Origin of the sequence: Sediminihabitans luteus (assembly GCF_002797595.1) — a bacterium.
In the GTDB taxonomy this organism is placed as follows: Bacteria; Actinomycetota; Actinomycetes; order Actinomycetales; family Cellulomonadaceae; genus Paraoerskovia; species Paraoerskovia lutea.
Genome location: NZ_PGFE01000001.1, coordinates 263,058 through 287,879, shown reverse-complemented (window position 1 = coordinate 287,879; position 24,822 = coordinate 263,058). Strand labels below are relative to the sequence as shown.

General features: G+C 73.7%; 19 protein-coding genes. 8 read left to right on the top strand and 11 right to left on the bottom strand.

Annotated elements, in window-relative coordinates:
- Positions 1-330: 330 nt before the first annotated feature.
- Both CLV28_RS01350 and CLV28_RS01345 read left to right on the top strand, forming a co-directional pair.
- On the top strand, positions 331-738 hold the full coding sequence (locus tag CLV28_RS01350) for a DUF7878 domain-containing protein (RefSeq protein WP_100421508.1): 408 nt from the start codon (positions 331-333) through the stop codon (positions 736-738).
- Positions 739-855: 117 nt separating this feature from the next.
- Positions 856-1,341 (top strand): transposase, encoded by a 486-nt coding sequence (locus CLV28_RS01345; RefSeq protein WP_100421507.1) that lies wholly within the window; start codon positions 856-858, stop codon positions 1,339-1,341.
- A gap of 7 nt (positions 1,342-1,348) precedes the next feature.
- On the opposite strand, the gene CLV28_RS01340 is transcribed toward CLV28_RS01345, so the two are convergent.
- The 3 genes from CLV28_RS01340 to aceA all read right to left on the bottom strand — a co-directional run bounded on the left by CLV28_RS01340 (position 1,349) and on the right by aceA (position 6,692).
- On the bottom strand, positions 1,349-3,118 hold the full coding sequence (locus tag CLV28_RS01340) for a SulP family inorganic anion transporter (RefSeq protein WP_100422314.1): 1,770 nt from the start codon (positions 3,116-3,118) through the stop codon (positions 1,349-1,351).
- Between the two features lie 176 nt (positions 3,119-3,294).
- Positions 3,295-5,055, bottom strand: a complete 1,761-nt coding sequence (gene aceB / locus CLV28_RS01335; RefSeq protein WP_100421506.1) for a malate synthase A — start codon at positions 5,053-5,055, stop codon at positions 3,295-3,297.
- A gap of 257 nt (positions 5,056-5,312) precedes the next feature.
- Positions 5,313-6,692: an isocitrate lyase gene (gene aceA, locus CLV28_RS01330; protein WP_100422313.1), complete on the bottom strand. Its 1,380-nt coding sequence runs from the start codon at positions 6,690-6,692 to the stop codon at positions 5,313-5,315.
- Positions 6,693-6,953: 261 nt separating this feature from the next.
- Here aceA and CLV28_RS01325 point away from each other — a divergent pair, with 261 nt between their 5' ends.
- Positions 6,954-8,450: an XRE family transcriptional regulator gene (locus CLV28_RS01325; protein WP_100421505.1), complete on the top strand. Its 1,497-nt coding sequence runs from the start codon at positions 6,954-6,956 to the stop codon at positions 8,448-8,450.
- Between the two features lie 80 nt (positions 8,451-8,530).
- Here CLV28_RS01325 and nhaA read toward each other — a convergent pair whose 3' ends face one another.
- From nhaA to CLV28_RS01310, 3 genes are all read right to left on the bottom strand, one after another.
- On the bottom strand, positions 8,531-9,925 hold the full coding sequence (gene nhaA / locus CLV28_RS01320; RefSeq protein WP_239073366.1) for a Na+/H+ antiporter NhaA: 1,395 nt from the start codon (positions 9,923-9,925) through the stop codon (positions 8,531-8,533).
- A gap of 178 nt (positions 9,926-10,103) precedes the next feature.
- Positions 10,104-10,655, bottom strand: coding sequence for a DUF1697 domain-containing protein (locus CLV28_RS01315; RefSeq protein WP_100421503.1), 552 nt, complete (start codon positions 10,653-10,655; stop codon positions 10,104-10,106).
- A complete protein-coding gene (locus tag CLV28_RS01310) occupies positions 10,652-12,184 on the bottom strand; it encodes an amidase (protein ID WP_100421502.1) in 1,533 nt (510 codons plus the stop codon). Before CLV28_RS01310 ends, CLV28_RS01315 begins: the two co-directional genes overlap by 4 nt.
- 137 nt (positions 12,185-12,321) lie before the next feature.
- On the opposite strand from CLV28_RS01310, the gene CLV28_RS01305 reads away from it, so the two are divergent.
- The 5 genes from CLV28_RS01305 to CLV28_RS01285 all read left to right on the top strand — a co-directional run bounded on the left by CLV28_RS01305 (position 12,322) and on the right by CLV28_RS01285 (position 20,208).
- A complete protein-coding gene (locus tag CLV28_RS01305) occupies positions 12,322-12,993 on the top strand; it encodes a PadR family transcriptional regulator (RefSeq protein ID WP_100421501.1) in 672 nt (223 codons plus the stop codon).
- Entirely contained in the window at positions 12,990-14,639 is a 1,650-nt protein-coding gene (locus CLV28_RS01300; protein ID WP_100421500.1) for a DHA2 family efflux MFS transporter permease subunit, read from the top strand. The genes CLV28_RS01305 and CLV28_RS01300 overlap by 4 nt, the downstream gene beginning before the upstream one ends.
- 218 nt (positions 14,640-14,857) lie before the next feature.
- Positions 14,858-16,219, top strand: coding sequence for an RNA 5'-3' helicase PhoH2 (gene phoH2, locus CLV28_RS01295; protein WP_100421499.1), 1,362 nt, complete (start codon positions 14,858-14,860; stop codon positions 16,217-16,219).
- 288 nt (positions 16,220-16,507) lie between these two features.
- Entirely contained in the window at positions 16,508-17,332 is an 825-nt protein-coding gene (locus CLV28_RS01290) for an FAD binding domain-containing protein (RefSeq protein WP_100421498.1), read from the top strand.
- Positions 17,329-20,208 (top strand): molybdopterin-dependent oxidoreductase, encoded by a 2,880-nt coding sequence (locus tag CLV28_RS01285; protein WP_100421497.1) that lies wholly within the window; start codon positions 17,329-17,331, stop codon positions 20,206-20,208. The genes CLV28_RS01290 and CLV28_RS01285 overlap by 4 nt, the downstream gene beginning before the upstream one ends.
- Before the next feature lies 1 nt (position 20,209).
- On the opposite strand, the gene CLV28_RS01280 is transcribed toward CLV28_RS01285, so the two are convergent.
- The 5 genes from CLV28_RS01280 to CLV28_RS01260 are packed head-to-tail and all read right to left on the bottom strand — an operon-like array spanning position 20,210 to position 24,807.
- On the bottom strand, positions 20,210-21,217 hold the full coding sequence (locus CLV28_RS01280; RefSeq protein WP_100421496.1) for an XdhC family protein: 1,008 nt from the start codon (positions 21,215-21,217) through the stop codon (positions 20,210-20,212).
- A 1-nt stretch (position 21,218) separates the two neighbouring features.
- On the bottom strand, positions 21,219-22,100 hold the full coding sequence (locus CLV28_RS01275) for an ABC transporter permease (RefSeq protein WP_100421495.1): 882 nt from the start codon (positions 22,098-22,100) through the stop codon (positions 21,219-21,221).
- Complete coding sequence (locus CLV28_RS01270; protein WP_100421494.1) at positions 22,097-22,912, bottom strand: ABC transporter permease; 816 nt, start codon at positions 22,910-22,912, stop codon at positions 22,097-22,099. Before CLV28_RS01270 ends, CLV28_RS01275 begins: the two co-directional genes overlap by 4 nt.
- Positions 22,909-23,727, bottom strand: coding sequence for an ABC transporter ATP-binding protein (locus CLV28_RS01265; protein WP_100421493.1), 819 nt, complete (start codon positions 23,725-23,727; stop codon positions 22,909-22,911). The genes CLV28_RS01270 and CLV28_RS01265 overlap by 4 nt, the downstream gene beginning before the upstream one ends.
- A gap of 3 nt (positions 23,728-23,730) precedes the next feature.
- Positions 23,731-24,807: an ABC transporter substrate-binding protein gene (locus tag CLV28_RS01260; RefSeq protein ID WP_100421492.1), complete on the bottom strand. Its 1,077-nt coding sequence runs from the start codon at positions 24,805-24,807 to the stop codon at positions 23,731-23,733.
- Positions 24,808-24,822 lie beyond the last annotated feature (15 nt).

Sequence of the window (24,822 nt, the reverse complement as noted above, 5' to 3'; positions counted from 1 at the left end):
GGGGCGTGCCCCGCGCACCCTGCACGATATCGGTCCCGGGCGGGGGAGTGTCGCGGCGTCCGGCGGGCTTCTCGTCGGCTGCGGGCGTCTCGACCGCGTCGTCGGCGGTGTCGTCGGCGGGCTCCGTCGCGGCGTCCTCGGTGTCGGACGTCGCGGCCGTGCTCTGGTCCGGGACCGCCGCGAGGTCGGGGGTCGAGCTGCCACCGCCGGCCGCGAGGCTGATGACGAGGCCCAGGAGGCCGGACCCGACGGCGCAAACCTCCATCAGGGTCATGGTGACCAATGAAGGCCACGCGTACAATACATTTCCGGTGAATGTGAGGTGATGAAATGATGATTTCGTATGGCGCATTCAACGCGGACGACCTCTGCGGTGACACGCTGTCGGAGTACCTGGTCTCTGTCGAGGCTGACCTGCGGATCGAGGACGGGGGCACTCAGGTCTACTCCGAGCTGGATTTTCCGGTGGCTGAGCTTGCGCGCAATCTTCTGGCCTGGCTCAAGAGTCCACATCAGGACGACTTCTTGTTCAAATCTGAAAGTTTTGAGGAAGTCGGTTCCGTGAAGATCTGCCGAGTGGAAGGTAAGTGGACCATAGGATCGGTGTATTATCCAGATTGCGTAAGTCGTCCGACTGATTGGGGCACGGTCGAGGACGCGTGCCGGGCCTTCATCTACATGGTCAGGAACGACCTTGAAAGATTTGGTTTCGATTCGACGTGGATACTTGACGAGTAAAACTCTGGATCGGGCCCGGGTTCGTTTTTATAGGGGTTCGGAGCGGTTGATCGCCTTGGTCTGCTGAAGCGTCCCAGGTTTGATGCCGCTCCTGTTCGAGTCCAGGAGGATGAGCACATGCCGAAGAAGATCGATCCCGAGCTGAGGGCGCGCGCGGTGCGTCTATTGCGTGAGCACAACGGGGAATGCCAGAACGTGACCGCGGCGTCGATCGCGGTCGCCAAGCAGTTGGGCGTGTCCCAGGAGTCGGTGCGCCGCTGGGTGACGCAGGCCGCGGTCGATGGCGGGACCCGGCCCGGGGTCAGTACCGAGGAGCTCGCCGAGATCCGCAGGCTCAAGGCCGAGAACAAGCGGCTGCGGGAGTCAAACGAGATCGTGAAAGCGGCCTCGAACCCGCCCGTGCACACGCCGTCACGTCGCGCGGTCCGCTTCGTGGACCGCGCGCTCGCGGTCGCGCGCGTCCCGGGCGAGCGCACCGGGGGCGGCGTCACGACGACGGGATCCGACCAGTATGCCCGGGTCACCACGCTCGACTGGCAGGACCGCACGGTCCACCTCCAAGCCACGAACGTGCGGCACGCGCTCGTCCAAGCGCCCGCCTGATCCGCGCTCACCCCCGCCGCCACAGCCCCCGCACCCGGCCCCACAGCCGCGCGACCGGCCCCGGCCCGGGCACGACGGGGATCTGCTCGGTCTCGACGCCGCGCAGCAGCCAGGCCTCGGCGTGCCGGATCGCGTCGGCGGTCGACTCGCCGATCACGGGTGTCGCGGGGAACACCTTGATGCGCTCGTGCACGCGCAGGTCGATCACGTGCTCGAACCGGTCGGCGAGCACCTGGTCGACGCCGCTGACGTAGAACCTGCCCTCGTGCTCCGCGAGGCGGTCGGCGTAGGCGGCGAGCACCGTGAAGGCGGTCGCGCCGAGGCTCGCGCGGCCGCGCAGCCGGAGCACGACGACGGCCCCGCGGGCGTCGGTCGGGTCGGGCAGGGCGGCGTCGAGCGACCGCGCGCCCGCGTAGAAGAGGCTGCCGTAGACGTCGAGCACGGTGATCTCGTCGGACGGCAGCTCGCGCGGGGTGGGTTCCTCGTGAACGCGCCCGTCGTCGCCGCGCACGAGGCGCACGATGCGCAGGTCCTGCGACTCGCGGTTGGCCTGCAGCAGGATCGACAGCGCCGCCCCGATGCCGACGGCCGCGGCGACGGGCAGCAGGAGCGTCGCGAGGAACGTCGTCGCGAGCGCGACCTGCGACTGCCCGCCGGTGCGGGTCGCGGTCGCGATCGCGGTGGGGCGGATCGACCCGACGGAGGCGACGACGAGCACCGCGGCGAGGGTCGCGGACGGGACCGCGCCGACGGGGCCCGAGAGCGCGACGAGCACGACGAGCACCCACACGCCCGACATGATCCCGGCCCAGCGGTCGCGTGCCCCGGCGGCGGTCGAGATCGCGGTCTGGCCGACCGAGCCGCCCACGGGGATGCCGCGGAAGAACCCGACGGCCACGTTCGCGACGCCCTGCGCGACGAAGTTCCGGTTCGGGTCGGCGCGCCGTCCGTCGGGGTTGGGCGCCGACTCGGCGACGCCCGCGCCCTGGACGAGCACGATCGCGGCGACGGCGAGCGCGCCGACCACGACGTCGGCGTCGATCAGGGTGAGGCGGGGGAGCGCGGGCACGGGGAGGCCGACGGGGATCGCTCCCGTGTCGCTCACGAGCGCGACCGCGTCGGCGTGCGCGAGCCACACCCCGACGGCGGTCACGGCGAGCGCGACGACCGCGGCGTACGGCGCGACGCGGGTCCGCGCGAGGGCGAGCAGGATCGCGATCGAGCCGCCGCCGACGACCATGGTCGGCACGCTCCAGGTGCCCGGTGACGTCAGCACGTCCAGCGCCTGCAGCACGGGCACCGAGCCCGACGCGTCGGCGCCCAGGAGGTCGTCGAGCTGCCCGAGCACGATGTTCACGGACACCCCGGTGAGGAACCCGGTCATGACCGAGTGCGAGACGAACCCGGTGAGCCGGCCGAGCCCCGCGACGCCCGCGACGATCATCAGGACGCCCGCGAGCAGGGTCACGAGGATCATCGCGGCGAGCCGGTCGTCGGCGTCGAACCCGGCGACCGCCGAGCCCGCGGCGAGCGCGGCGGCGCTCGTGGTCGTGATGATCATGAGCCGCGAGTCGGCGGTGAGGCCGCCCGCGATGCGCCCCACGGCGGTCGCGTAGAGCCCGTGGATGGGGCTCACGCCGACGAGCGTCGCGGTCGCCATGCCGTCGGGCACCCCGCCGATCGCGCCGGGGACGCCGGCGCCGGCCGACCGGCCGAACGTGCCCGTGGCGGGGCGGACGTCGCGCCACCACCGTGCCACGGCTCGTCCGGCTCGCACGGTGCCCCTCTCGTCGTCGGCGCCCCGGTCCGGGGTGCGGCACGACTCTCGCACCCCTGGCCCGGTCGCACCACCGCCGAACGCGCGATCCGTACCGCCGATTCCGAGAATCGGCGAACGGATCGCGCGTTCGGCGGTTGGCCCCGGCGCTAGCCGGGCCCGGTGGCGGACGCCGGTCAGCCGGGCTGGTCCGCCGACGAGCCGACGAGGTGCTGCGAGTAGCCCGCGAGGGTCAGGAACGTCGGGAACTCCTCGGCGAGCGCGACCTGGCGGAACACCGCGGCGGCCTCCTCGATGCGGTTCCCGGGCGTGCGCGGCAGGTCGTCGACGATCTCGGCGAGCAGCGCCTCGACCCGCGACCGCGTGATCGGCACGCCGCCCTCGGTGCGCGTGCCCGACGCGATCCACTGCCACACCTGCGAGCGGGAGATCTCCGCGGTCGCGGCGTCCTCCATGAGCCCGTCGATCGCGGCGGCACCGTTCCCGCGCAGCCACGCGTCGAGGTACCGCACGGCGACGGACACGTTGGCCCGCAGGCCGGCCGCGGTGACGGTCGCCCCGGCGCGGCGTGCCGAGCCGATGTCGAGCAGCTCGTGCTGGCCGACCTCGACGTCGTCGCGCTGCACGTGCACCTGGTTGGGCAGCTCGCCGAGCACGGCGTCGAACTGCGCGCGCGCCGTGGGGATCAGGTCGGGGTGCGCGACCCACGAGCCGTCGAACCCGTCGCCGGCCTCGCGCGCCTTGTCGGCCGCGACCTTGGCGAGCGCGCGCTCGGTCACGTCGGGCCGCCGACGGTCGGGGATGAACGCGCTCATTCCGCCGATCGCGTGCGCCCCGCGCCGGTGGCACGTCTTGACGAGCAGCTCGGTGTACGCCCGCATGAACGGCACGGTCATGGTGAGCTGGTCGCGGTCGGGCAGCACGTACTGGTCGCCGCGCGTGCGGAACGACTTGATGATCGAGAACAGGTAGTCCCACCGGCCCGCGTTGAGGCCCGCGGAGTGCTCGCGCAGCTCGTAGAGGATCTCCTCCATCTCGAACGCCGCGGGCAGCGTCTCGATCAGCACGGTCGCGCGGATCGTGCCCTGCGGGATCCCGAGCAGGTCCTGCGCGAGCACGAACACGTCGTTCCACAGCCGCGCCTCGCGGTACCCCTCGAGCTTGGGCAGGTAGAAGTACGGGCCACGACCGCGCGCGACGAGCTCGGTCGCGTTGTGGAACAGGTACAGCCCGAAGTCGACGAGGCTCCCGGACGCCGCGGTCGCGGTGCCCGAGCGGTCGACGTACCGCAGGTGCGCCTCGGTCAGGTGCCAGCCGCGCGGGCGGAACACGATCGTCGGCAGGTCGGCGATGTCGCGCGAGGCGAGCCGGTACTCCTTGCCGGCCTCGTTCGTGAACTCGAGCTCGCCGCGGATCGCGTCGCGCAGCGAGAGCTGGCCCTCGACCACGTTGCGCCACGTGGGCGACGACGCGTCCTCGGCGTCGGCGAGCCAGACCTTCGCGCCCGAGTTGAGCGCGTTGATGGTCATCTTGGGGTCGGTCGGGCCCGTGATCTCGACACGCCGGTCCTCGAGCCCGGGCGCCCACCCGGCGACGCGCCACGTCGGGTCGTCGCGCACGGGGCGCGTGCAGGCCCGGAAGTCCGGGTCGATCCCGTCGGCGACGTCGGCACGCCGGCGCTGCCGCTCCTGCAGCAGCTCGTGCCGCCGACCGAGGAACGCCTCGTGCAGGGCCGCGAGGAACTCGAGCGCCTCGGGCGTGAGGATCTCGTCGTACCGCGGGCCGGGCGCGGCCTCGACCCGCAGGTGCCCGCCCCGCGTCGTCCGCCCGTCGGACGGCGCGTGGCCGGAGGAGGTGGTGCCGGACGTCGCGTGGCCGGCTCCGGTGGTGCCCGACGTCGGGCGGTGGGTCTCGGTCGTGAGGGTGGTCGTGGTCATGATGCGCTCCTGGGATGTCTCGGGTGCGTCTCGGTCGGTTGCTCTGCAGCGGTCGGCGGTCTGCGCCGGGGGAGCCGTCCGCGAGATAGAGCTCCGCGCGCGAGGTAGAGCGTGCTGCGTTCTACCTCGCGCCCTCGCTTCTATCTCGCGGACGGCGGGCCGGTGACGGCGGGCCGGTGACGGCAAGCCGCGGACGGCGGGCCGGTGACGGCAGGCCGCGGACGGCGGGCCGGTGCAGGCTGCCCGCGAGGCGGGGCCTAGTGGAACTGCGCGGTCTCGGTCGACCCGGCGAGCGCGAGGGTGGCGCTCGCCGGGTTGAGGGCCGTGGAGACCCGGTCGAAGTACCCGGTGCCGACCTCCCGCTGGTGGCGGGTGGCGGTGTACCCGTGCTGCTCGGAGGCGAACTCGGCCTCCTGCAGCTCGACGTACGCGCTCATGGCGCGGTCGTTGTAGCCGCGGGCCAGCTCGAACATCGAGTGGTTCAGGGCGTGGAAGCCCGCGAGGGTGATGAACTGGAACGTGTAGCCGTACGAGGCGAGGTCCCGCTGGAACCGCGCGATGGTCTCGTCGTCGAGGTGCTTCTTCCAGTTGAACGACGGCGAGCAGTTGTAGGCGAGCTTCTTGTCGGGGAACTGCGCGTGCACGGCGTCCGCGACGCGACGGGCGAGCTCGAGGTCGGGCTCGGACGTCTCGACCCAGATCATGTCGGCGTACTCGGCGTAGGCGAGGGCGCGGGCGACGACGACGTCCTCGCCGGGCGCCGTGCGGTAGAAGCCCTCGCTCGTGCGCTCGCCGGTCAGGTACGGCTGGTCGCGCTCGTCGACGTCGCTCGTGATGAGGTCGGCCGCGAGCGAGTCGGTGCGCGCGACGATCACGGTCGGCACGCCCGCGACGTCGGCGGCGAGGCGCGCGGCGTTGAGCGTGCGCACGTGCTGCGCGGTGGGCACGAGCACCTTGCCGCCGAGGTGGCCGCACTTCTTCTCGGACGCGAGCTGGTCCTCGAAGTGCACGCCCGCGGCGCCGGCCTCGATCATCTGGTGCATGAGCTCGTAGGCGTTGAGCGGGCCGCCGAACCCGGCCTCGGCGTCGGCGACGATCGGCGCGAGCCAGTCGCGGACGTCGCCCGACTGCTCGCCCTCGGACCCTTCCGCGAACTCGACCTGGCCGGCGCGCAGCAGCGCGTTGTTGATGCGTCGCACGACGGCGGGCACCGAGTTGGCGGGGTAGAGCGACTGGTCGGGGTACGTCTGGCCCGAGAGGTTCGCGTCGCCCGCGACCTGCCAGCCCGAGAGGTACACGGCCTCGAGGCCGGCGCGGACCTGCTGCACGGCCTGGTTGCCCGTGAGGGCGCCGAGCGCGGCGGCCCACTGCGGCTCGCCGTGCGTGTCGGCACCGCGGTTGACGAGCTGCCAGAGCTTCTCGGCGCCGCGCCGGGCGAGCGTGCGCTCCTCGCGCACGGCCCCGCGGATCGCGATGACGTCGGCCGCGGTGTAGTCGCGGCGCACGCCGGCCCACCGGGGGTCGGTCTCCCACTCGAGCTCGAGCTCGGCGGCCGTCTGGGTCTGGTCGCCCGGGCGGGGCCGGGTGGCGGACGTCGGCGCCGCGGTCGGTCCGGCGGGGTGCCCGTCGGCACCGATGCGCTCGGTGACCTCGACGCCCGCGGTCGCGACGGCCGCGGCGACGGTGCGGCGCGTGGGGTACTCGTCGGCGGAACGGCGGGTGACGATCTTCGGGCTGTTCACGGGGTGCCTCCTGGGAGCGGGCGTCGGGTCGTTGCGACCGGTGGGGGCCGCACAACGACTGTCCTTCGCGCCGCAACACCCCGACAACCGTGACTCGGAGGAAAGAATCAGGGTTCTTCTCTTGTTCGCAGGATGTGTCGTGTGTCACCCTCGATCATGGCAATCACCACCCCACGTGCCGGGAGAACCCCGGAACCTCCGCGAATCCCGCTCGACGACGAGCCCGACGCCCTCGTCGTGGGCCGCCGGATACGCCACCTGCGCACGCGGCGGGGCATGACGCTCGAGGACCTCGGCGCCGCGATCGACCGCGCGCCCTCGCAGGTGTCGATGCTCGAGAACGGCAAGCGCGAGCCGCGCTTCAGCCAGCTCCACCAGATCGCCCGCGCGCTCGACGCGACCCTCGAGGACCTCCTCGCCCCCGAGCCCCCGAGCCGGAGGGACGCGCTCGAGATCGAGCTCGAGCGCGCCGTCCGCGGCCCGCTCTACGCGGCGCTCGACCTGCCCCGGGTGCGCGTGGGCAAGGGCCTGCCCGACGACGCGCTCGAGGCGATCGTCGCGCTCCAGCGCGAGATCGCCCGGCTGCACACCGAGCGGGCCGCGACGCCCGAGGAGGCGCGCCGCGCCAACGCCGAGCTGCGCACGCTCATGCGCGCGCAGGACAACTACTTCCCCGAGCTCGAGGCCAAGGCGCGCGAGCTGCTCGACAGCGTCGGGCACGTGCGGGGGCCGCTCTCGCAGCGCGTCGCGGCCGACCTGGCCGCGCATCTCGGGTTCACGCTGCACTACGTGGGCGACCTGCCGCACTCGACGCGGTCGGTGATCGACCACCGCAACCACCGCGTCTACCTGCCCTCGAGCGCGGCCCGCGCGTCGAGCGACCCGCGCTCGGCGCTGCTCCAGGCGCTCGCGAGCCACGTGCTCGGCCACGCCGAGCCGGGCGACTACGCGGAGTTCCTGCGCCAGCGCGTGGAGTCGAACTATCTCAGCGCGGCGCTCATGCTGCCCGAGCGCGACGCGGTCAAGCTGCTGCGCGAGGCCAAGGAGGCGCGTCAGGTCTCGGTCGAGGACCTCCGCGACGCGTTCGCGGTGAGCTACGAGACCGCGGCGCACCGGTTCACGAACCTCGCGACGCGGCACCTCGCGATCCCGGTGCACTTCATGAAGATCCACGAGTCGGGCGTGATCCACAAGGCGTACGAGAACGACGGCGTGCAGTTCCCGGCGGACGCGCTCGGGGCGGTCGAGGGGCAGTACGTGTGCCGGCACTGGACCGCGCGCGTCGTGTTCGACGTCGAGGACCGGCTCAGCCCGTACTACCAGTACACCGACACGCCGTCGGGCACGTACTGGTGCACGTCCCGCGTCCAGGACACGGCCGACGGAGAGTTCTCGGTCAGCGTCGGGGTGCCGTTCGCGCACGTGCGCTGGTTCCGGGGGCGCGAGACCACCGAGCGTGCGGCCTCGCGCTGCCCCGACGAGACGTGCTGCCGTCGCCCGCCGGGGCCGCTCGCCGAGCGCTGGGCCGACCAGGCGTGGCCGAGCGCGCGACCGCACGCGAGCATGCTCGCGGCGATGCCGGTCGGCGCGTTCCCCGGGGTCGACCAGACCGAGGTCTACACGTTCCTCGAACGGCACGCCCCGCCGTCCTGAGATGCGCGCCGAGCACGGGGTCGGGCACACCGCGGGACGCGCGACGTGTGCCTGACCCCGTGCTCGGCGGGCAGTGGGCGTCAGCGGTTGACGTCGTCCGGGTCGCCGATGAACTCGTCGATCTCGTCGATGATGCCGTCGCGGTTCATGTCCGCGGAGCGGGCGCGGCGCGCGTCCCAGCGCAGCGTCAGCGCGGCGAGGACCGCGGCGATGACCGAGGCCACGAGGATCGCGACCTTCGCGCCGTCGGTGTGCTCGCTCGCGACGTCGCCCGTGCCGGGGAACGAGAGCTCGGCGATGAGCAACGAGACCGTGAACCCGATGCCCGCGAGCAGGCCCACGGGCAGCAGGTCGCGCACCCCGATGCCGGTCGCGAGGCGCAGCGGCGTGAACCGGGTCAGCAGCGCGGTCACGCCCAGCACGCCGATGAGCTTGCCGAGGATCAGGCCCGCGATGATGCCGAGCGCGACGGGCTGCGTGATGAGCTCGCCGAACCCGCCCGCGTCGACCACGGAGATGCCGGCCGCGAAGAACGCGAAGATCGGCAGCGCGATGCCGGCCGAGATGGGCCGCCACATGCGCTCGAGCTGGTGCGTGCGCGAGTCGGACTCCCCGTGCATCGCGATCGCCGGGATCATGAACCCGAGCAGCACGCCCGCGATCGTCGCGTGCACGCCCGAGGCGTGCATGAGCACCCACGCCGCGATCGCGAGCGGTGCGAGCAGGTACCAGGGCATGCGTCGCATGCGTGCGGCCCAGCCGAACAGCACGACCGCGACGAGCGCGCCGCCGAGGTAGGCCCAGTGGATCGCGTCGGTGTAGAAGATCGCGATGATGACGATCGCGAGGAGGTCGTCGACGACGGCGAGCGTGAGCAGGAACGTGCGGATCGCCGCGGGCAGTCCCTTGCCGAACACCGCGAGCACCGCGAGCGCGAACGCGATGTCCGTCGCGGTCGGGATCGCCCAGCCGTCGGCCGCGGTCGTGTCGCCGCTCACGGCGATGACGACCGCGAAGATGATCGCGGGCACGGCCATGCCGCCGACCGCGGCGAGCATCGGGACGCCCGCCTGCTTCGGGTTGCGCAGCGACCCGGCGACGAACTCCTGCTTGAGCTCGACACCCACGACGAAGAAGAAGATCGCGAGCAGCCCGTCGGCCGCCCAGTCGGCGAGCGACAGGTCGAGGTGCATCCAGTGCGGCCCGACGACCGTGTCGGCGAGCGAGAAGTACGCCTCGCGCCACGGGGAATTGGCCCACAGGAGCGCGATCAGCGCGGCGCCGATGAGCAGCGCGCCACCGGTCGTCTCGCGCGTGACCCAGCTGCGGGTCTTGGCGCGGGCCCGCTTGACGGCCGGGACCACCCCCTCGCCCTCGGGCAGCGGGTACGGGTCGCTCGCGGGCTGCCCCGTCGGCTCGGGCGCGGCGGCGTTCGGCGCGGTCGTCTCGGGCGTGCGGTCGGGGTCAGTGCTCACAGGTCTCCCTCGGTCGGCTGATGGACGCATCGGCGCGCGCCGGTACGTATCGCCGACCAGACTTCCCGGCACACCGCGCCCCATCCTAGGTGCTCAGCGTCCGCCCGCGGGGGCCGGTCCGCCATCTGGCGGCCGGTCGCGGCGGGACTCACCCCGGCGAGCCTCGGCCCGACGCCGCTCACCCCGCCGTGAGCTCGACCAGCCGTCGCACCGTGTTCCAGTTGCGTCCCGTGCCCCACGTCCCGAGCAGCCGCGCCAGGCGCGGGGCCGTGAGGCCCGAGGTGCCGATGCCGTCGCGGTACCACGCGTACGTCACGTCGCCCGCGGCCCACAGCCGCTCGCGGCCCGCTCCGGTCACGCCCGCGAGGTCGACCTCGCCCGCGGGCACGGTCGTCGGTGCGGGGTGGAAGAGCACGACCAGGTGCGACGGGTCGTCGCGCGCGGCGTCGGGGAACGGGACGGCGTCGACGACGGCGCGCAGCGCGGCGTGCGTGCGCACCGTGACGTCGACCTCGACGCCCAGCCGGTCGGCGAGCGCGGCCGTGACCCGTGCGCCCACGTCCGCGGACGTCGTCCCCGCGGACCGCCCGACCACGAGGTTCCCCGTGGCCAGGTGCGTCACGGGGTCGGCGAGCCCTGCGTCGTCCGCGGCCGCGCGCAGGTCGGCCGAGGGGACCTTGACCCCGCCCACGTTGACCGCGCGCAGCAGCGCGGCGACCCGGTCGCTCACGCGTGCACCGGGGCGAGGCGGTCGGCCCAGCCGGTCGTGGCCTCGAGCTGCGCCGCGAGGGAGAGCAGCGTCGCGTCACCGCCGAGCACGCCCGTGAGCATGACGCCGACGGGCAGCGTCGTGCCCGCGGTCGGCCCGGTCGCCCAGCCGAGCGGCAGGCTGATCGACGGGCGGCCCGTGAGGTTCGCCACGCTCGTCCACGGCGTGTAGGACATCTGCGCGCGGAAGTCCGCGGCGGGGTCGAGGTCGTCGCGCATCGACCCGACGGGTGCGGGCAGCCGGGCGAGGGTCGGGGTGAGCACGACGTCGAACCCCGCCCACGCGACGGCCGCCTCGCGCGTGATCTCCTGGACCGCGGACGACGCGCGGGCGACCTCGAGGCCCGACGCCGTGCGGCCCTTCTCGCGCAGCCACCGCGTGAGCGGCACGAGCAGCGGCTCGGCCTCGGGCGGCACCGGTGCGGAGAGCGCACCGACGGACCACAGCGCCTCGAACGCGGCCCAGCGCTCGGCGGGGAACGGCACGGGTGCGACGACGACGTCGTGGCCGAGGTCCGTCAGGGTCGCGGCCGCGCGCTCGGCCGCCGCGACGCACGCGGGGTCGACGGGGGCGTCGGCGACGATCACGGGCGCGGTCAGCACGCCCACGCGCAGGCGGCGCGGTGCGACGTCGCACGCGGCGAGGAACGTGCCGGCCCGGTCGCTGCCCGCGACGGGCAGGCGCGGGGGCGTGTACGTGTCTCCGGGCTGCGGCACGGCGAGCACGTCGAGCAGGACCGCCGTGTCGCGCACGGTGCGGGTCAGCGCGCCGTTCGCGGCGAGCCCCGGGCCGTCGACGCCGTACGGGCCGGTCGAGACCAGTCCCCGCGAGGGCTTGTGCCCCACGAGCCCGCACGCGCTCGCCGGGATGCGGATCGACCCGCCGCCGTCGTTGCCGTGCGCGGCGGGCACGATGCGCGCCGCGACCGCCGCCGCGGCACCGCCGCTCGACCCGCCCGCCGAGCGCGACAGGTCCCACGGGGTGCGGGCGGGCGGTCCGGTGTCGGGCTCGGTGTACGGGGGCATGCCGAGCTCGGGCGTCGCCGTCTTGCCGACCATGAGGGTGCCCGCGTCGCGCAGGAGCCCGACGAGCCCGTCGTCGACGGGGGCGACGTAGCCGTCGAGCGCCCGCGACCCGGCGCCGAACGGCACGCCCGCGACCTGGACGAGGTCCTTGACGGGGACGGGCACGCCCAGCAGGGGAGGCAGCGCGTCGAGCGTGCCGTCCCGGCGGGCCTCGAGGAGGCGCTCCTCGGCGGCGCGCGCCTGGTCGTGCGCGAGCGCGGTGCTGGCCTCCTGCGCGGCCGCGACGAACGCGCCGACGCGGGGCCCGACCCTCGCGATCGCGTCGAGGGTCGCGTCGAGCACCTCGCGCGGGGAGATCTCGCCCGCGCGCACCGCCGCGGCGAGCGAGAGCACGGTGTGGTCGGCGAGCGGATGCCCGTCGCCCCCGGGGGTCGAGGGTCCGGAGCCCGGTGTGGTCGACGTCATCCCTCGACTGTAGGGCGGACCGCCGACGCGGAGGTATATTCCTCCCGGAATGATTCACCGGGAGCATCGCCTGGGCGAGCCCGACGAGCAGCACCCGACGACCCGACGACCCGACGACCCGGTGGAACGGAGCACGGATGACCCGCGACGCGCTGACCCCCGTCGCGACGATCGTGCTCAGCACGCTCGCGGAGGGGCCGAGCCACCCGTACGAGATCCTCGCGACGCTGCGGCGCCGCGCCGACGACCGCCTCGTGCGGCTCAGCCCGGGCGCGGTCTACCACGCGGTCGACAAGCTCGGGGCGCTCGGGCTCGTCGAGACCGTCGGGACCGACCGCGGCGGCAACCGTCCCGAGCGCACCACGTACGCGATCACCGCCCCGGGTCGCCAGGCGCTCGTGCAGCGCGTGCGCGAGCTCGTCGCCGACCTCGCGCCCGAGTACCCCCGGTTCCCGGTCGGCCTGTCGATGCTCGACGAGCTCGACCCGGCCACCGTGGCCGACCTGCTGCGCACCCGCCGCGACGCGACCGAGGCCCGGCGCGCCGACCTCGACGCGCGCTACCGCACCGCTCGCGAGCGGGGCGTGCCCCGCCGGTTCATGCTGGACGCGGAGCACGAGATCCACATGGCCCGGGCCGAGACCGCCTGGCTCGACGCGCTGCTCACGGAGCTCGGGAACGGCTCGCCGAGCTGGACCGAGGAGCTGCCCGCGCGACGTCCGCCCGGAACGGCCGCCGGCACCGCACCTGCACGACGCACCGAACCCCTGCCCGACCCGGGCCCGCACGACTCCCAGGAGACCTCATGACCGCCTCGACCCCGGCGGCCGGGCGCACGCCCGTGACCCCGCTCGTCGACCTGCACGGCCGCTCCGCGTGGAGCGTGCTCCCGCCGCTGATCCTCGGCTTCTTCATGATCATGGTCGACACCACGATCGTGAACATCGCGATCCCGACGCTCACGTCGTCGTTCGACGCGAGCCTCACCTCGGTCGGATGGGTCAACAGCTCCTACCTGCTCTCGTACGCGGTGCTCATGCTGTTCGCGGGGCGCCTCGGCGACAAGTACGGGCCCAAGTCCGTGTTCGTCGTCGGCCTGGTCGTCTTCACGGTCTCGTCGTTCTTCTGCGGGTTCTCGGGCGAGCTCGGCTCGACGCCCGAGATCGGCTACCTCATCGCGTTCCGGGTGGTGCAGGGCGTCGGCGCGGCGCTCATGACGCCGCAGACGATGTCGATGATCACGCGCGTGTTCCCGGCCGCGCAGCGCGGTGCCGCGCTCGGTCTGTGGGGCGCGACCGCGGGCGTCGCGACGATCGCGGGCCCGCTGCTCGGCGGCGTGTTCGTCGAGACGTGGGGCTGGGAGTGGATCTTCTGGGTCAACATCCCCGTGGGCGCGCTCGCGCTGTGGATGGCGTCGAGGCGCCTGCCGAACCTCGCGACCAGGGACGCGCGCCTCGACGTCGTCGGCGTCGTGCTCTCGGTGGTCGGGCTCGGGCTGCTCATCTTCGGCATCCAGGAGGGCGAGACCTACGACTGGGGCCACGTGTGGGGGCCGTTCTCGATCTGGGGGATCATCGGCCTCGGCGTGCTCGTGATCGTCGCGTTCGTGCTGTGGCAGCGCCGCCTGCGCGACGACGCGCTGCTCCCGCTGCGCCTGTTCCGCTCGCGCAACTTCTCGCTCGCGAACGTCGACGGCATGGCGATCTCGTTCGCGATGATCGGCATCTTCTTCCCGCTGACGATCTTCCTGCAGACGATCCTCGGCCTGACGCCGATCCAGGCGGCGCTCATCAACCTGCCGTCGTCCCTCGTCTCGGGCGTCGTCGCGCCGCTCGCGGGCCGGGCGTCCGACCGCCTGCCGGCCAAGTGGGTCGTCGCGTTCGGCTTCGCCGCGATCGCCGGCGCGGTCGCCTGGCTGAGCCTCGTGATCGCGCCCGACGCCTCGGCGTGGGCGTTCGTCGCCCCCATGATGCTGTTCGGCCTCGGCACGGGCTGCGTGTTCTCGCCGTTGTCCAACCTCGCGACGTCGGGGCTCGACCACCGCACCGCGGGTGCGGGCGCGGGTGCGTTCAACACCAACCGTCAGGTCGGCGGCGTGATCGGCTCGGCCGCGATCGTCGTGACGCTGAGCTCGCGCCTCGCGGTCGAGCTGCCTGCGGCCGCGCGCGAGGTCGCGTCCTCGCTGCCCGAGGCGCTGCGCCAGCCGTTCGTCGACGGGTTCTCGGCGGTCGGGGCGGACGCCGGGTCGACCTCGATGGGCAGCGTCCAGCTCCCGCCGGGGGTGCCGGACGACGTCGCGGCGCAGGTCACCCAGGCCGCGACCACGGCGTTCCACCAGGGGTTCGCGGACGCCGTCGGGCAGACCCTGCTCGTGACCGCGGCGGTGCTCGTGCTCGGGTTCGTGTGCACGCTGTTCATGAGCTCGACCCAGCACGAGGAGCCGACCTCCCGGTAAACGTCCGATGACGAATCGCGCGACTCGCCGTGCTGGGGTCGACGCCTGAATGACACAGGCGTAACTTCTGCTGCAAGGACGGCGCACGCCGTCCTCCGGGAGGCCACCCATGGAGTCTTGCTCCAGGCGGGAGGGCCGGTCCCCGGCCCGCACGTCCGGGCCGGCCGACCGTCCCACCCAGCACGAACGGCGCTGACACGCGCCGGAGGGAGCCTGCCGTGGTCCACACCGAAGGAACGCACGTCGCAGCACCGTCGCCCGAGGCAGGGCGCCGCACCTTCGTCATCGACACGTCGGTCCTGCTCTCGGACCCCCGCGCGATCTACCGGTTCGCCGAGCACGACGTCGTCCTTCCCGTCGTCGTGATCACCGAGCTCGAGGCCAAGCGCCACCACGCCGAGCTCGGGTACTTCGCGCGCAACGCGCTGCGCATGCTCGACGACCTGCGGATCACGCACGGGCGGCTCGACGCGCCCGTCCCGGCGGGCGCCGCGGGCGGCACGATCCGGGTCGAGCTCAACCACACCGACTCCTCGGTGCTGCCCGCCGGGTTCCGGCTCGGCGACAACGACACGCGCATCCTGTCGGTCGCCGCGAACCTCGCGGCCGAGGGCAAGCTCGTGACCGTGGTGTCCAAGGACCTGCCGATGCGCGTCAAGGCGTCCGCGGTCGGCCTGCCCGCCGAGGAGTACCGGGCCGAGCTCGCGGTCGACTCGGGCTGGACGGGCATGAGCGAGATCGACGTGAGCGACGAGAGCATGGCCCAGCTGTGGGAGCACGAGCACGTCGAGATCGCCGGCCTCGACCCGCAGGCGGTCGAGGCAGCCGGGCCGCTGCTGTGCCACACGGGCCTCGTCGTGCACTCGCCGCGCGGCTCGGCGCTCGGGCGCGTCACCGCCGACAAGCACGTGCAGCTCGTGCGCGGCGACCAGGACCTGTTCGGCGTGCACGGCCGCTCGGCCGAGCAGCGCGTCGCGATCGACCTGCTGCTCGACGAGTCCGTCGGGATCGTCTCGCTCGGCGGGCGGGCGGGCACGGGCAAGTCGGCCCTCGCGCTGTGCGCGGGACTCGAGGCCGTGCTCGAGCGCAACCAGCACCGCAAGGTCGTGGTCTTCCGCCCGATCTACGCGGTCGGCGGCCAGGAGCTCGGCTACCTCCCCGGGGACGCGGGCGAGAAGATGGGCCCCTGGGCGCAGGCCGTGTTCGACACGCTCGGCGCGCTCGTGTCGACCGAGGTGCTCGAGGAGGTCATGGACCGCGGGCTCCTCGAGGTGCTGCCGCTGACGCACATCCGCGGCCGGTCGCTGCACGACTCGTTCGTGATCGTCGACGAGGCGCAGTCGCTCGAGCGCAACGTGCTGCTGACCGTGCTCTCGCGCATCGGGCAGTCCTCGCGCGTGGTGCTCACGCACGACGTCGCGCAGCGCGACAACCTGCGCGTCGGGCGACACGACGGCGTCGCGGCCGTCATCGAGGCTCTCAAGGGGCACCCGCTGTTCGCGCACGTGACGCTCACGCGCTCCGAGCGCTCGCCCGTCGCGGCGCTCGTGACGGAGATGCTCGAGTCGCTCGAGGTCTGAGGTCGGTCGTACCCACGACCGCTGCGCTCATGACCGCGGCAACCCCTCGACCGCGGCGCTCATGACCGCGGCAACCCCTCGACCGCTGCGCTCATGACCGCGGCAACCCCTCGACCGCTGCGCTCATGACCGCGGCAACCCCTCGACCGCTGCGCTCATGACCGTGGCAACCCCTCGACCGCGGTGCCCCCCGTCCGGGCACCGCGGTCGTACCGTCCCGTGACCGTCCGGTCACATGCCCGACACCTGCCGGTGCTTGACTGCGCGCAGTCGACGACGGGAGCAGCAGTGGATCTGACGGGCATCGCGACGGTCCGGCGGGCACGACGGCGCGAGGACCTCGTGCTCGCGCGCGGGGAGTGCCTCATGGCCGGGGGCACGTGGCTGTTCTCCGAACCGCAGCCGCCGGCGGTCACGGCGCTGGTGGACCTCACGACCATGGGCTGGACCCCGTGGGAGCGCACGCCCGCAGGGCTCACGCTCGCCGCGACGTGCACGGTCGCGACCCTCGCGACGATCCCCGCGGCCGACGGCTGGACGGCGCACCCGCTCCTGCAGCGCTGCGCCGACGCCCTGCTCGCGTCGTTCAAGGTGCAGACCGTCGCCACGGTCGGCGGCAACGTGGCGCGCGGCTTCGCGGCGGGCGCGATCGTCACGCTGTGCGCGGCGCTCGACGCCGACGCGCTCGTGTGGTGCCCCGACGGCACCGACCGGCGCGTGCGCGTCGCCGACCTCGTGGTCGGCAACGGCGTCACGACCCTCGCGCCCGGCGAGGTGCTGCGGGCGGTCGAGATCCCCGAGCGCGCGCTGCGCGCCCGCACCGCGTCGCGCCGCATCGCGCTCTCGGCCGTCGGGCGGTCGGGGGCACTCGTCGTCGGCCGGGTCGACGAGGACGGCGCGTGGACCGTCGTCGTGCACGCCGCGACCACCCGGCCCGTGGTGCTGCGCTACGACGACACCCCCGCGGTCGACCGTCTCGCGCACGACGTGCGCGAGATCGACGCGTGGTTCACCGACCCGCACGGCTCGGCGGACTGGCGGCGGGCGGTCACGGGCCTGCTCGCGCGCGAGGTGCGCGACGAGCTCGCGGCCGGGGCCCCGGACGTCGCATGAGGGTCACGGTCGACGGCGTCGAGCACGCAGTCGCGCCCGAGCCCGGCCAGTGCCTGCGCACGCTCCTGCGCGGCACGGGCACGTACGCCGTCAAGAAGGGCTGCGACGCGGGGGACTGCGGCGCGTGCACCGTGCTCGTCGACGGCGTGCCCGTGCACTCGTGCGTCTACCCCGCGCACCGTGCCGAGGGCACCACGGTCACGACCGCGGCGGGGCTCGGCGAGGCCGGGCGCCCCGTCCAGGACGCGTTCGTCGAGCACTTCGGGTTCCAGTGCGGGTTCTGCACGCCGGGCATGGTCGTGACCGCCTCGACCCTGACCCCGGCCGACCTCGCCGCGCCCGACGACCCTGCCGACCCGTCACGCCTGCACCGCCTGCTGCGCGGCAACCTGTGCCGCTGCACGGGGTACCGCGCGGTCGAGGACGCGGTCCGGTGCGGCGTCGGCGGGGGGTGCGGGACGGGCGGCTGCGCGCGGACCGCGGCGTCCGCGGACCCGCGGACGGACGGACCCACCGACCTGCGGACCGACGGGCGCGCGGACGGACGGTCGGACGAGCCCGGGACCGCCGGCACGGTCGGCACCGTCGGCACGTCGGTGCACCCGCCGGCCGCCCGCCGCGTCGTGGCGGGCACCGAGCCCTACACGCTCGACCTCGACGTGCCCGGGCTGCTGCACCTCGCGGTGCTCGGCAGCCCCCACGCGCACGCGCGCGTCGTCGCGGTCGACGCCTCGCGCGCCGAGGCCCTCGACGGCGTCGAGCTCGTGCTCACGCACCGGGACGCCCCCGACCTGCTGTTCTCGACCGGCCGCCACGAGCACCGCGAGGACGACCCGGACGACACGCGCGTGCTCGACGACGTCGTGCGGTTCGTCGGCCAGCGCGTCGTCGCGGTCGTCGCGACCTCGGCACGGCTCGCGCACGAGGCGTTGCGCCTGGTCGACGTCACGTACGAGGTGCTCCCCGCCGTCTTGGACCCCGAGGAGGCCCGTGCGCCGGGCGCGCCGCTCGTGCACCCCGAGCGCACCCCGGCCGACCGCGTCGACGACGCGTCGCGCAACGTCGTGCTCGCGATCCACGCCGAGCGCGGCGACGTCACGGCAGCGCTCGCCGCATCGGACGCGACGGTCACGGGCACCTGGAGCACCCAGCGGGTCGCGCACGCGCAGCTCGAGACGCACGCGAGCGTCGGCTGGCTCGAGGACGGCCGGCTCGTGCTGCGCACGAGCAGCCAGGTGCCGTTCCTGGTGCGGGACGAGATCGCGCGCCTGTTCGACCGCGACCCCGCGAGCGTGCGCGTGCTGACCGCGCGCGTCGGCGGCGGGTTCGGCGGCAAGCAGGAGCTGCTCACGGAGGACCTCGTGGCGCTCGCGGTGCTGCGCCTGGGCCGGCCCGTGAGCTACGAGATGTCGCGCACCGAGGAGTTCGTCCGCACCACGCTGCGGCACCCGATGCGGGTCTCGGTCACGCTCGGCGCGCACGCCGACGGGCGGCTGACCGCGATGCACGTGGTCGTGCTGAGCGACACGGGCGCGTACGGCAACCACTCGCGCGGCGTGCTGTTCCACGCGGTCGAGGAGTCGGTCAGCGTGTACCGGGCCGACCACAAGCGCGTCGACGCCGAGGCCGTCTACACCAACACCCCGCCCTCGGGGGCGTTCCGCGGCTACGGCCTCGGTCAGGTGATCCTCGGCGTCGAGTCCGCGATGGACCAGCTCGCGCTCGACCTCGGCATCGACCCGTTCGAGCTGCGACGCATCAACGCGGTGCGTGACGGCGACCCGCTGCTGACCACGACCGACGTGCCGCACGCGGACGTCGTGTACGGCTCGTACGGGCTCGACCAGTGCCTCGACCTCGCGCAGGACGCGCTCGCGCGCGGCAACGGGGTCGAGGCGCCCCGGGGTCCCCGATGGCGCGTCGGCGAGGGCATGGCGGTCGCGCTGATCGCGACCATGGCACCGTTCGGGCACCGCGCCGACGTGACCGTCGCGCTCGGCCCGGACGGGCGCTACGAGATCGGCGTGGGCACGGCCGAGTTCGGCAACGGGACCACGACCGTGCACACGCAGATCGTCGCGACCGCGCTCGGCACGACGCCGGACCGCGTCGCGGTGCGGCAGTCCGACACCGACGCGGTCCGGTACGACACGGGGGCGTTCGCCTCGGCGGGCACGACGGTCGCGGGCAAGGCCCTGCACGCCGCGTCGCTCGAGCTCGCGCGCGTGCTGCGCGAGACCGCCGCGACCCTGGCGGGGGTCGACCCGGCCGGCTGCGTCGTGGTCGCGGACGGCGTCCGCGTCCCTGGTCCGGACGGCGCGGTGCTCGTGCCGTTCGCGGACGTCGTCGCGGCCGTCCCGGCCGCGCTGCGCCGCACGGGGCCGCTGGGCGAGCCGCGCGTCGTGGTCGAGGGGGCGGAGCTCGGCGAGCTGCGCTCGGTCGCGTTCAACGTGCACGCGTTCCGCGTCGCGGTCGACGTGGGCACGGGCGAGGTCAAGGTCCTGCAGTCCGTGCAGGCCGCGGACGCGGGTACCGTCATGAATCCCGAGCAGTGCCGGGGGCAGGTCGAGGGCGGCGTCGCGCAGGCGCTCGGCACCGCGCTGCTCGAGGAGGTGCAGCTCGACGACGAGGGCGCGGTCGTGACCGACGCGTTCCGGGCGTACCGCGTGCCGCAGATCGCCGACGTGCCGCGCACCGAGGTGTACTTCGCGTCCACGAGCGACGACCTCGGCCCGTACGGCGCGAAGTCGATGAGCGAGTCGCCCTACAACCCGGTCGCGGCGGCGCTCGCGAACGCGGTGGCGCGCGCGACGGGCGTGCGCCCCTACGCGCTGCCGCTGACCAAGGACGCAGTCTGGCGCACGCTCCAGGGGTGAGTCAGGACGACGCGTGCGCGGCCGGGTCCGTGGGGCGCGGTCCCGGCGTGGCGAGCTCTTGGACGGCGGTCCCGTGGATGGGGCCCGCGACGTCGGTGAGCGGCCGGCCGGTGCGGCCCGTGCGGGCCGCGACGACCTCGGCCAGGATCGAGACCGCGGTCTCGGCGGGGGTCAGCGCCCCGAGGTCGAGCCCGACCGGCCCGCGCACGCGCGCGAGCGCCGCGTCGTCGACCCCGAGCGCGCGCAGCGCGGCCTCGCGGCGCGCGTGGGTCGCGCGTGAGCCCATGGCGCCGACGAACGCGAGGTCGCGCCCGAGGGCCTCGGCGAGCACGGGCACGTCGAACTTCTCGTCGTGCGTGAGCACGAGCAGCACGGTCCGTTCGTCGGTCGGCGTGCTCGCGAGGTAGGCGTCGGGCCAGGCCACGACGACCTCGTGCGCCGCGGGGAACCGCTCGCGCGTCGCGAACGTGGCGCGCGCGTCGCAGACCGTGACCCGGTAGCCGAGGAACGCCGCGAGCTCGGCGACGGCGGCGGCGTGGTCGATCGCCCCGACTACGAGGCATCGCGGGGGAGCGGCGCGCTCGAGCAGCACGGTGCGCCCGGAGGGCAGGTCGAGCGCGAGGCGGACGTCGCGCTCGGCGACCGCGTCCTCGAGCGCGCTGCGCACGGTCGCGGGGAGGGTCGCGGGGTCGAGGCGCTGCACGAGCACCTCGACCGCGCCGCCGCACGCCAGACCGACCGCGAACGCGGCGTCGTCGCCGAACCCGAACCGCTCAAGCCGGGGTCGGCCGGTGCGAGCGACGTCGTGCGCGACGTCGAGCACCGCGGCCTCGACGCACCCGCCCGTGAGGCTGCCGACGACGCGGCTGCCGTGCCCGTCGTCCGAGGTCAGGACCATCGACGTGCCGACGGGGCGCGGCGCGCTGCCGGTCACCCCGACCGTGGTCGCGACCACGACGCTGCGACCGCAGCGCAGCTGGTCGAGGAGGTCCGCGGCGACGTCGAGCACGTCAGGCCCGGCCCGCCACGACGCCCGAGCGGGCGAGCACGACGTTCTCGGCGGTCTGCACGAGGTTGTAGAGCACGAGCGAGACCGCGGTCACGGCCACGACGCACGACCACAGGAAGCTGAACTGCACCTGCGTGATCGCCTGGCTGATCGCGGCGCCCACGCCGTCGCCGGTCGCGAGCCACTCGGCGAGCAGCGCGCCCGTGATGGCGCCGGGGACGGAGATCCGCACGGCCGCGAAGAACGACGGGAGCGACGCGGGCAGCGCGACCTTGCGCAGCGCGGTCCAGGGGCCGCCCCCGTAGACCGCGACCACGTCGTTCATCTGCGGCGACGCGGACTCGAGCCCGTAGGCGATGTTCACGAGCGCGGGGAACAGCACGACGATCCCGCCGATCACGGCGACGGTCGCGGTGTCCCGACCGAAGATCATGATGATGACCGGTGCCATCGCGACGAGCGGGACGGAGCGCAGCAGCATCGCGACGGGCATGAGGGCGTGCTCGACGCCCTTGGACAGCCGGAACACGATCGCCCCGAGGAGGGCGACGACGAGGCCCGCGACGAACCCGATCGCTGCGTGCCCGAGCGTCACGCCCAGCGGGGCGGCGACGCTCGCGCGGTGCTCCGCGGCGTCGTCGTCGGTCACGAGCCACGTCCAGACGTCGGCGGGGCCCTTGGCGACGTACGAGCTCACGTCGAAGAGCTGGATCGCGCCCCACCAGATCGCCACGACCACGACGAGGGTCACGGCGAAGGTGAGCAGGGAGCGCCCGAGCGAGACGAGCACGGCGCGTGCGGCCTGCCGGCGGACGCGGCGGCGCTGGAGCGCGACGTCCGCGAGCGACGTCCGCGGGGCGGTGGTGGCGGTGGTGGTGCTCATGCGCCCGCTCCTCTCGACCAGGGCGTGACCCAGCGGCGGACCAGGCCGAAGAACCCGAACCCTGCGAGCGCGACGGCGCCCGAGGCGAGCGCGAAGCCCCACACGCGGGCCGCGTTGAGGGAGTTCTGAGCGTTGACCATGGCGGGGCCGAGGCCGACGTCGACCTTGCCCACGTACTCGCCGAGGATCGCCCCGAGGAACGCCGCGGGGACCGCGATCTGCAGGGCCGAGACGATGCTCGGCAGGGCCGCGACGAGGCGGACCTTGAGCAGCTGGGTGATGCGCCCGCCGCCGTAGACCGCGACGACGTCGAGCGCGGCGGCGTCGGCGGCCTTGAGCCCGAGCAGGCACCCGACGACCGACGTGAAGAAGCAGCTCAGCGCGGCGAGGAACACCGCCGTGCCCGAGGGCTCGCCGCTCTCGGGGGCGCCGATGATGATGAGCGCGAGCGGCCCGATCGCGACGATCGGGATGCAGTAGGTGATGATCGCGAGCTGCATGACCGCGCCCTCGAGCCGGGGCACCACGAGGACGAACGCGGAGAGCGCGATCGCGAGGGCGTTGCCCCACACGAACCCCTGGCCCGCCTCGGCCAGGGTCACCGCGAAGTTGCGGGCGTACAGGTCCCACCCGTCGTCCGCCCACTGCTGGACGACCTGGAGCGGGGTCGGGATGGCCTGCGCGTCGCCGGGGCCGACGTGCGCGAAGACGGTGACGGCGCCGACCCACCAGAGCGCGACGAGCACGAGCGCGCCGAGCAGCCCCGTGGCCCACGGGGGGAGCGTGCGGGCCCGGACGCCGACGACGCTCACGTCGCGTCCCCGAACAGCAGCTCGGACGCCTCGTCGACGTACGCGTGGAACTCGGGGGTGCGCTGCATCTCGGGCGTGCGGGGGCGCGGCAGGTCGATGTCCATGACCTGCTTGACGCGGCCGGGCCGTGCGCTCATGACCGCGACCTGGTCCGAGAGGAAGATCGCCTCGGAGATGCCGTGCGTGACCATGAGGGTCGTCGCGGGCTTCTCGGTCCAGATGCGCAGCAGCTCGAGGTTCAGCCGCTGGCGGGTCATGTCGTCGAGCGCGCCGAACGGCTCGTCGAGCAGCAGCACCGACGGGCGCAGGATCAGCGACCGCGCGATCGACACGCGCTGGCGCATGCCGCCCGAGAGCTGGGCGGGCTTGGCCTTCTCGAACCCTTCGAGGCCCACGAGCTCGATCATCTCGCGCACCGCGGCGTCGTCCACGGGGATCCCGGCGACCTCGAACGGCAGGCGCACGTTCGCGGTCACGCTGCGCCACGGCAGGAGCGCCGAGTCCTGGAACGCGATGCCGAGCTCGTGCGCGGCGCGCAGCTCGGCGGGCGTGCGCCCGTCGACCCGCACCTCGCCGGTCGTGGGCGCCTCGAGCCCGGCGAGGATCCGCAGGATCGTCGACTTGCCGCACCCCGAGGGGCCGAGGAGCGACAGGAACGACCCCTGGTCGGTGTGCAGGTCGGTGTCCTGGAGCGCGGTCACGCTGCGGGTGCCGAGGCGGAAGGTCTTGCTCAGGCCGCTGATCCGCACGCCGGTGCCCGGGGCGTCGCCCCGGGCACCGACGGCCGACGTGGCGACCACGTCGTCGGTCGACATCGATCAGCCCTCGTAGTCCTTGAGGTCGGGGTTCTCGGAGTACACCTCGTCGAGGAGCGACAGGTCGAAGATGTCGTCGGCCTCGACGTCGATCCCGGCGTTGGCGAGCGACGCGACGGTCTCGTCCTGGAGCTCGGGCGAGATCGTGAACAGGCCGTTGGCGACGGTCTCGTCGGAGACGACGAGCTCGTCGTTCTGCTCGGTCGCGCTCGCGATCTCGGTGTCCTTGTCGAGGCCGAGGTCCTTGCCGTAGCCGTCGAGCGAGAGCTGGACCGCGGCCTCGGGGTCGGCGATGGCGTCGGTCCAGCCCTGGATCTCGGCCTTGAGGAACGCCTTGAGCTTCTCGCGGTCCTCGGCGATCGACTCGTCGGTCACGGTCACGGTCTCGGCGACGAACGGCAGGCCGTTGTCGGCGAAGGGCAGGTTGGTGACCTCGAAGCCCTGCGCCTGGACGATGAGCGACTCGTTGGTCAGGTAGGCGATGAACCCGTCGACCTCGCCGTTGGTGAGCACCGACGGGTCGTACTGCACGGGCACGACGGTCACGTCGTCGGGCGAGATGCCGTTGGCGGCGAGCAGCGCGTTGAACAGCGAGACGTTGGAGTCCTGGACGCCGATCTTCTTGCCGACCATGTCCTGCGGCGTCGCGATGTCGCCGCCGTCCTTGAGCGAGAGGACCGTGAAGGGGTTCTTCTGGAACGTCGTGCCGATGATCTTGACGGGCGCGTCCTCGTTGGCGACCGCGGTGCCGACGGAGACGGCGTCGCTCAGCGCGACGAGCGCCTGGCCCGAGACGAGCTCGGCGACGCCCGTGCTGGGGCCCGCGACGAGGTTGACCGTGCCGAAGCCGGCGTCGGCATAGTAGCCGTTGGTGTCGGCCATGTACTCGCCGATGAACTCGGCGTTCTTGATCCAGGAGAGCTGGACCGAGATGTCGCCGTAGTCCGCGGCCTCGTCCGACGCGCCGTCGGCGGGTGCGTCGTCCGACGAGCACGCGGCGAGCGAGAGCGCGAGGGTCGCGGCGACGGCCGCGCCGAGGGCGGCGCGGGAGCGCGGGCGGCGGGTGCTCAGGATGTTCATGCGGGGCTCGCTCTC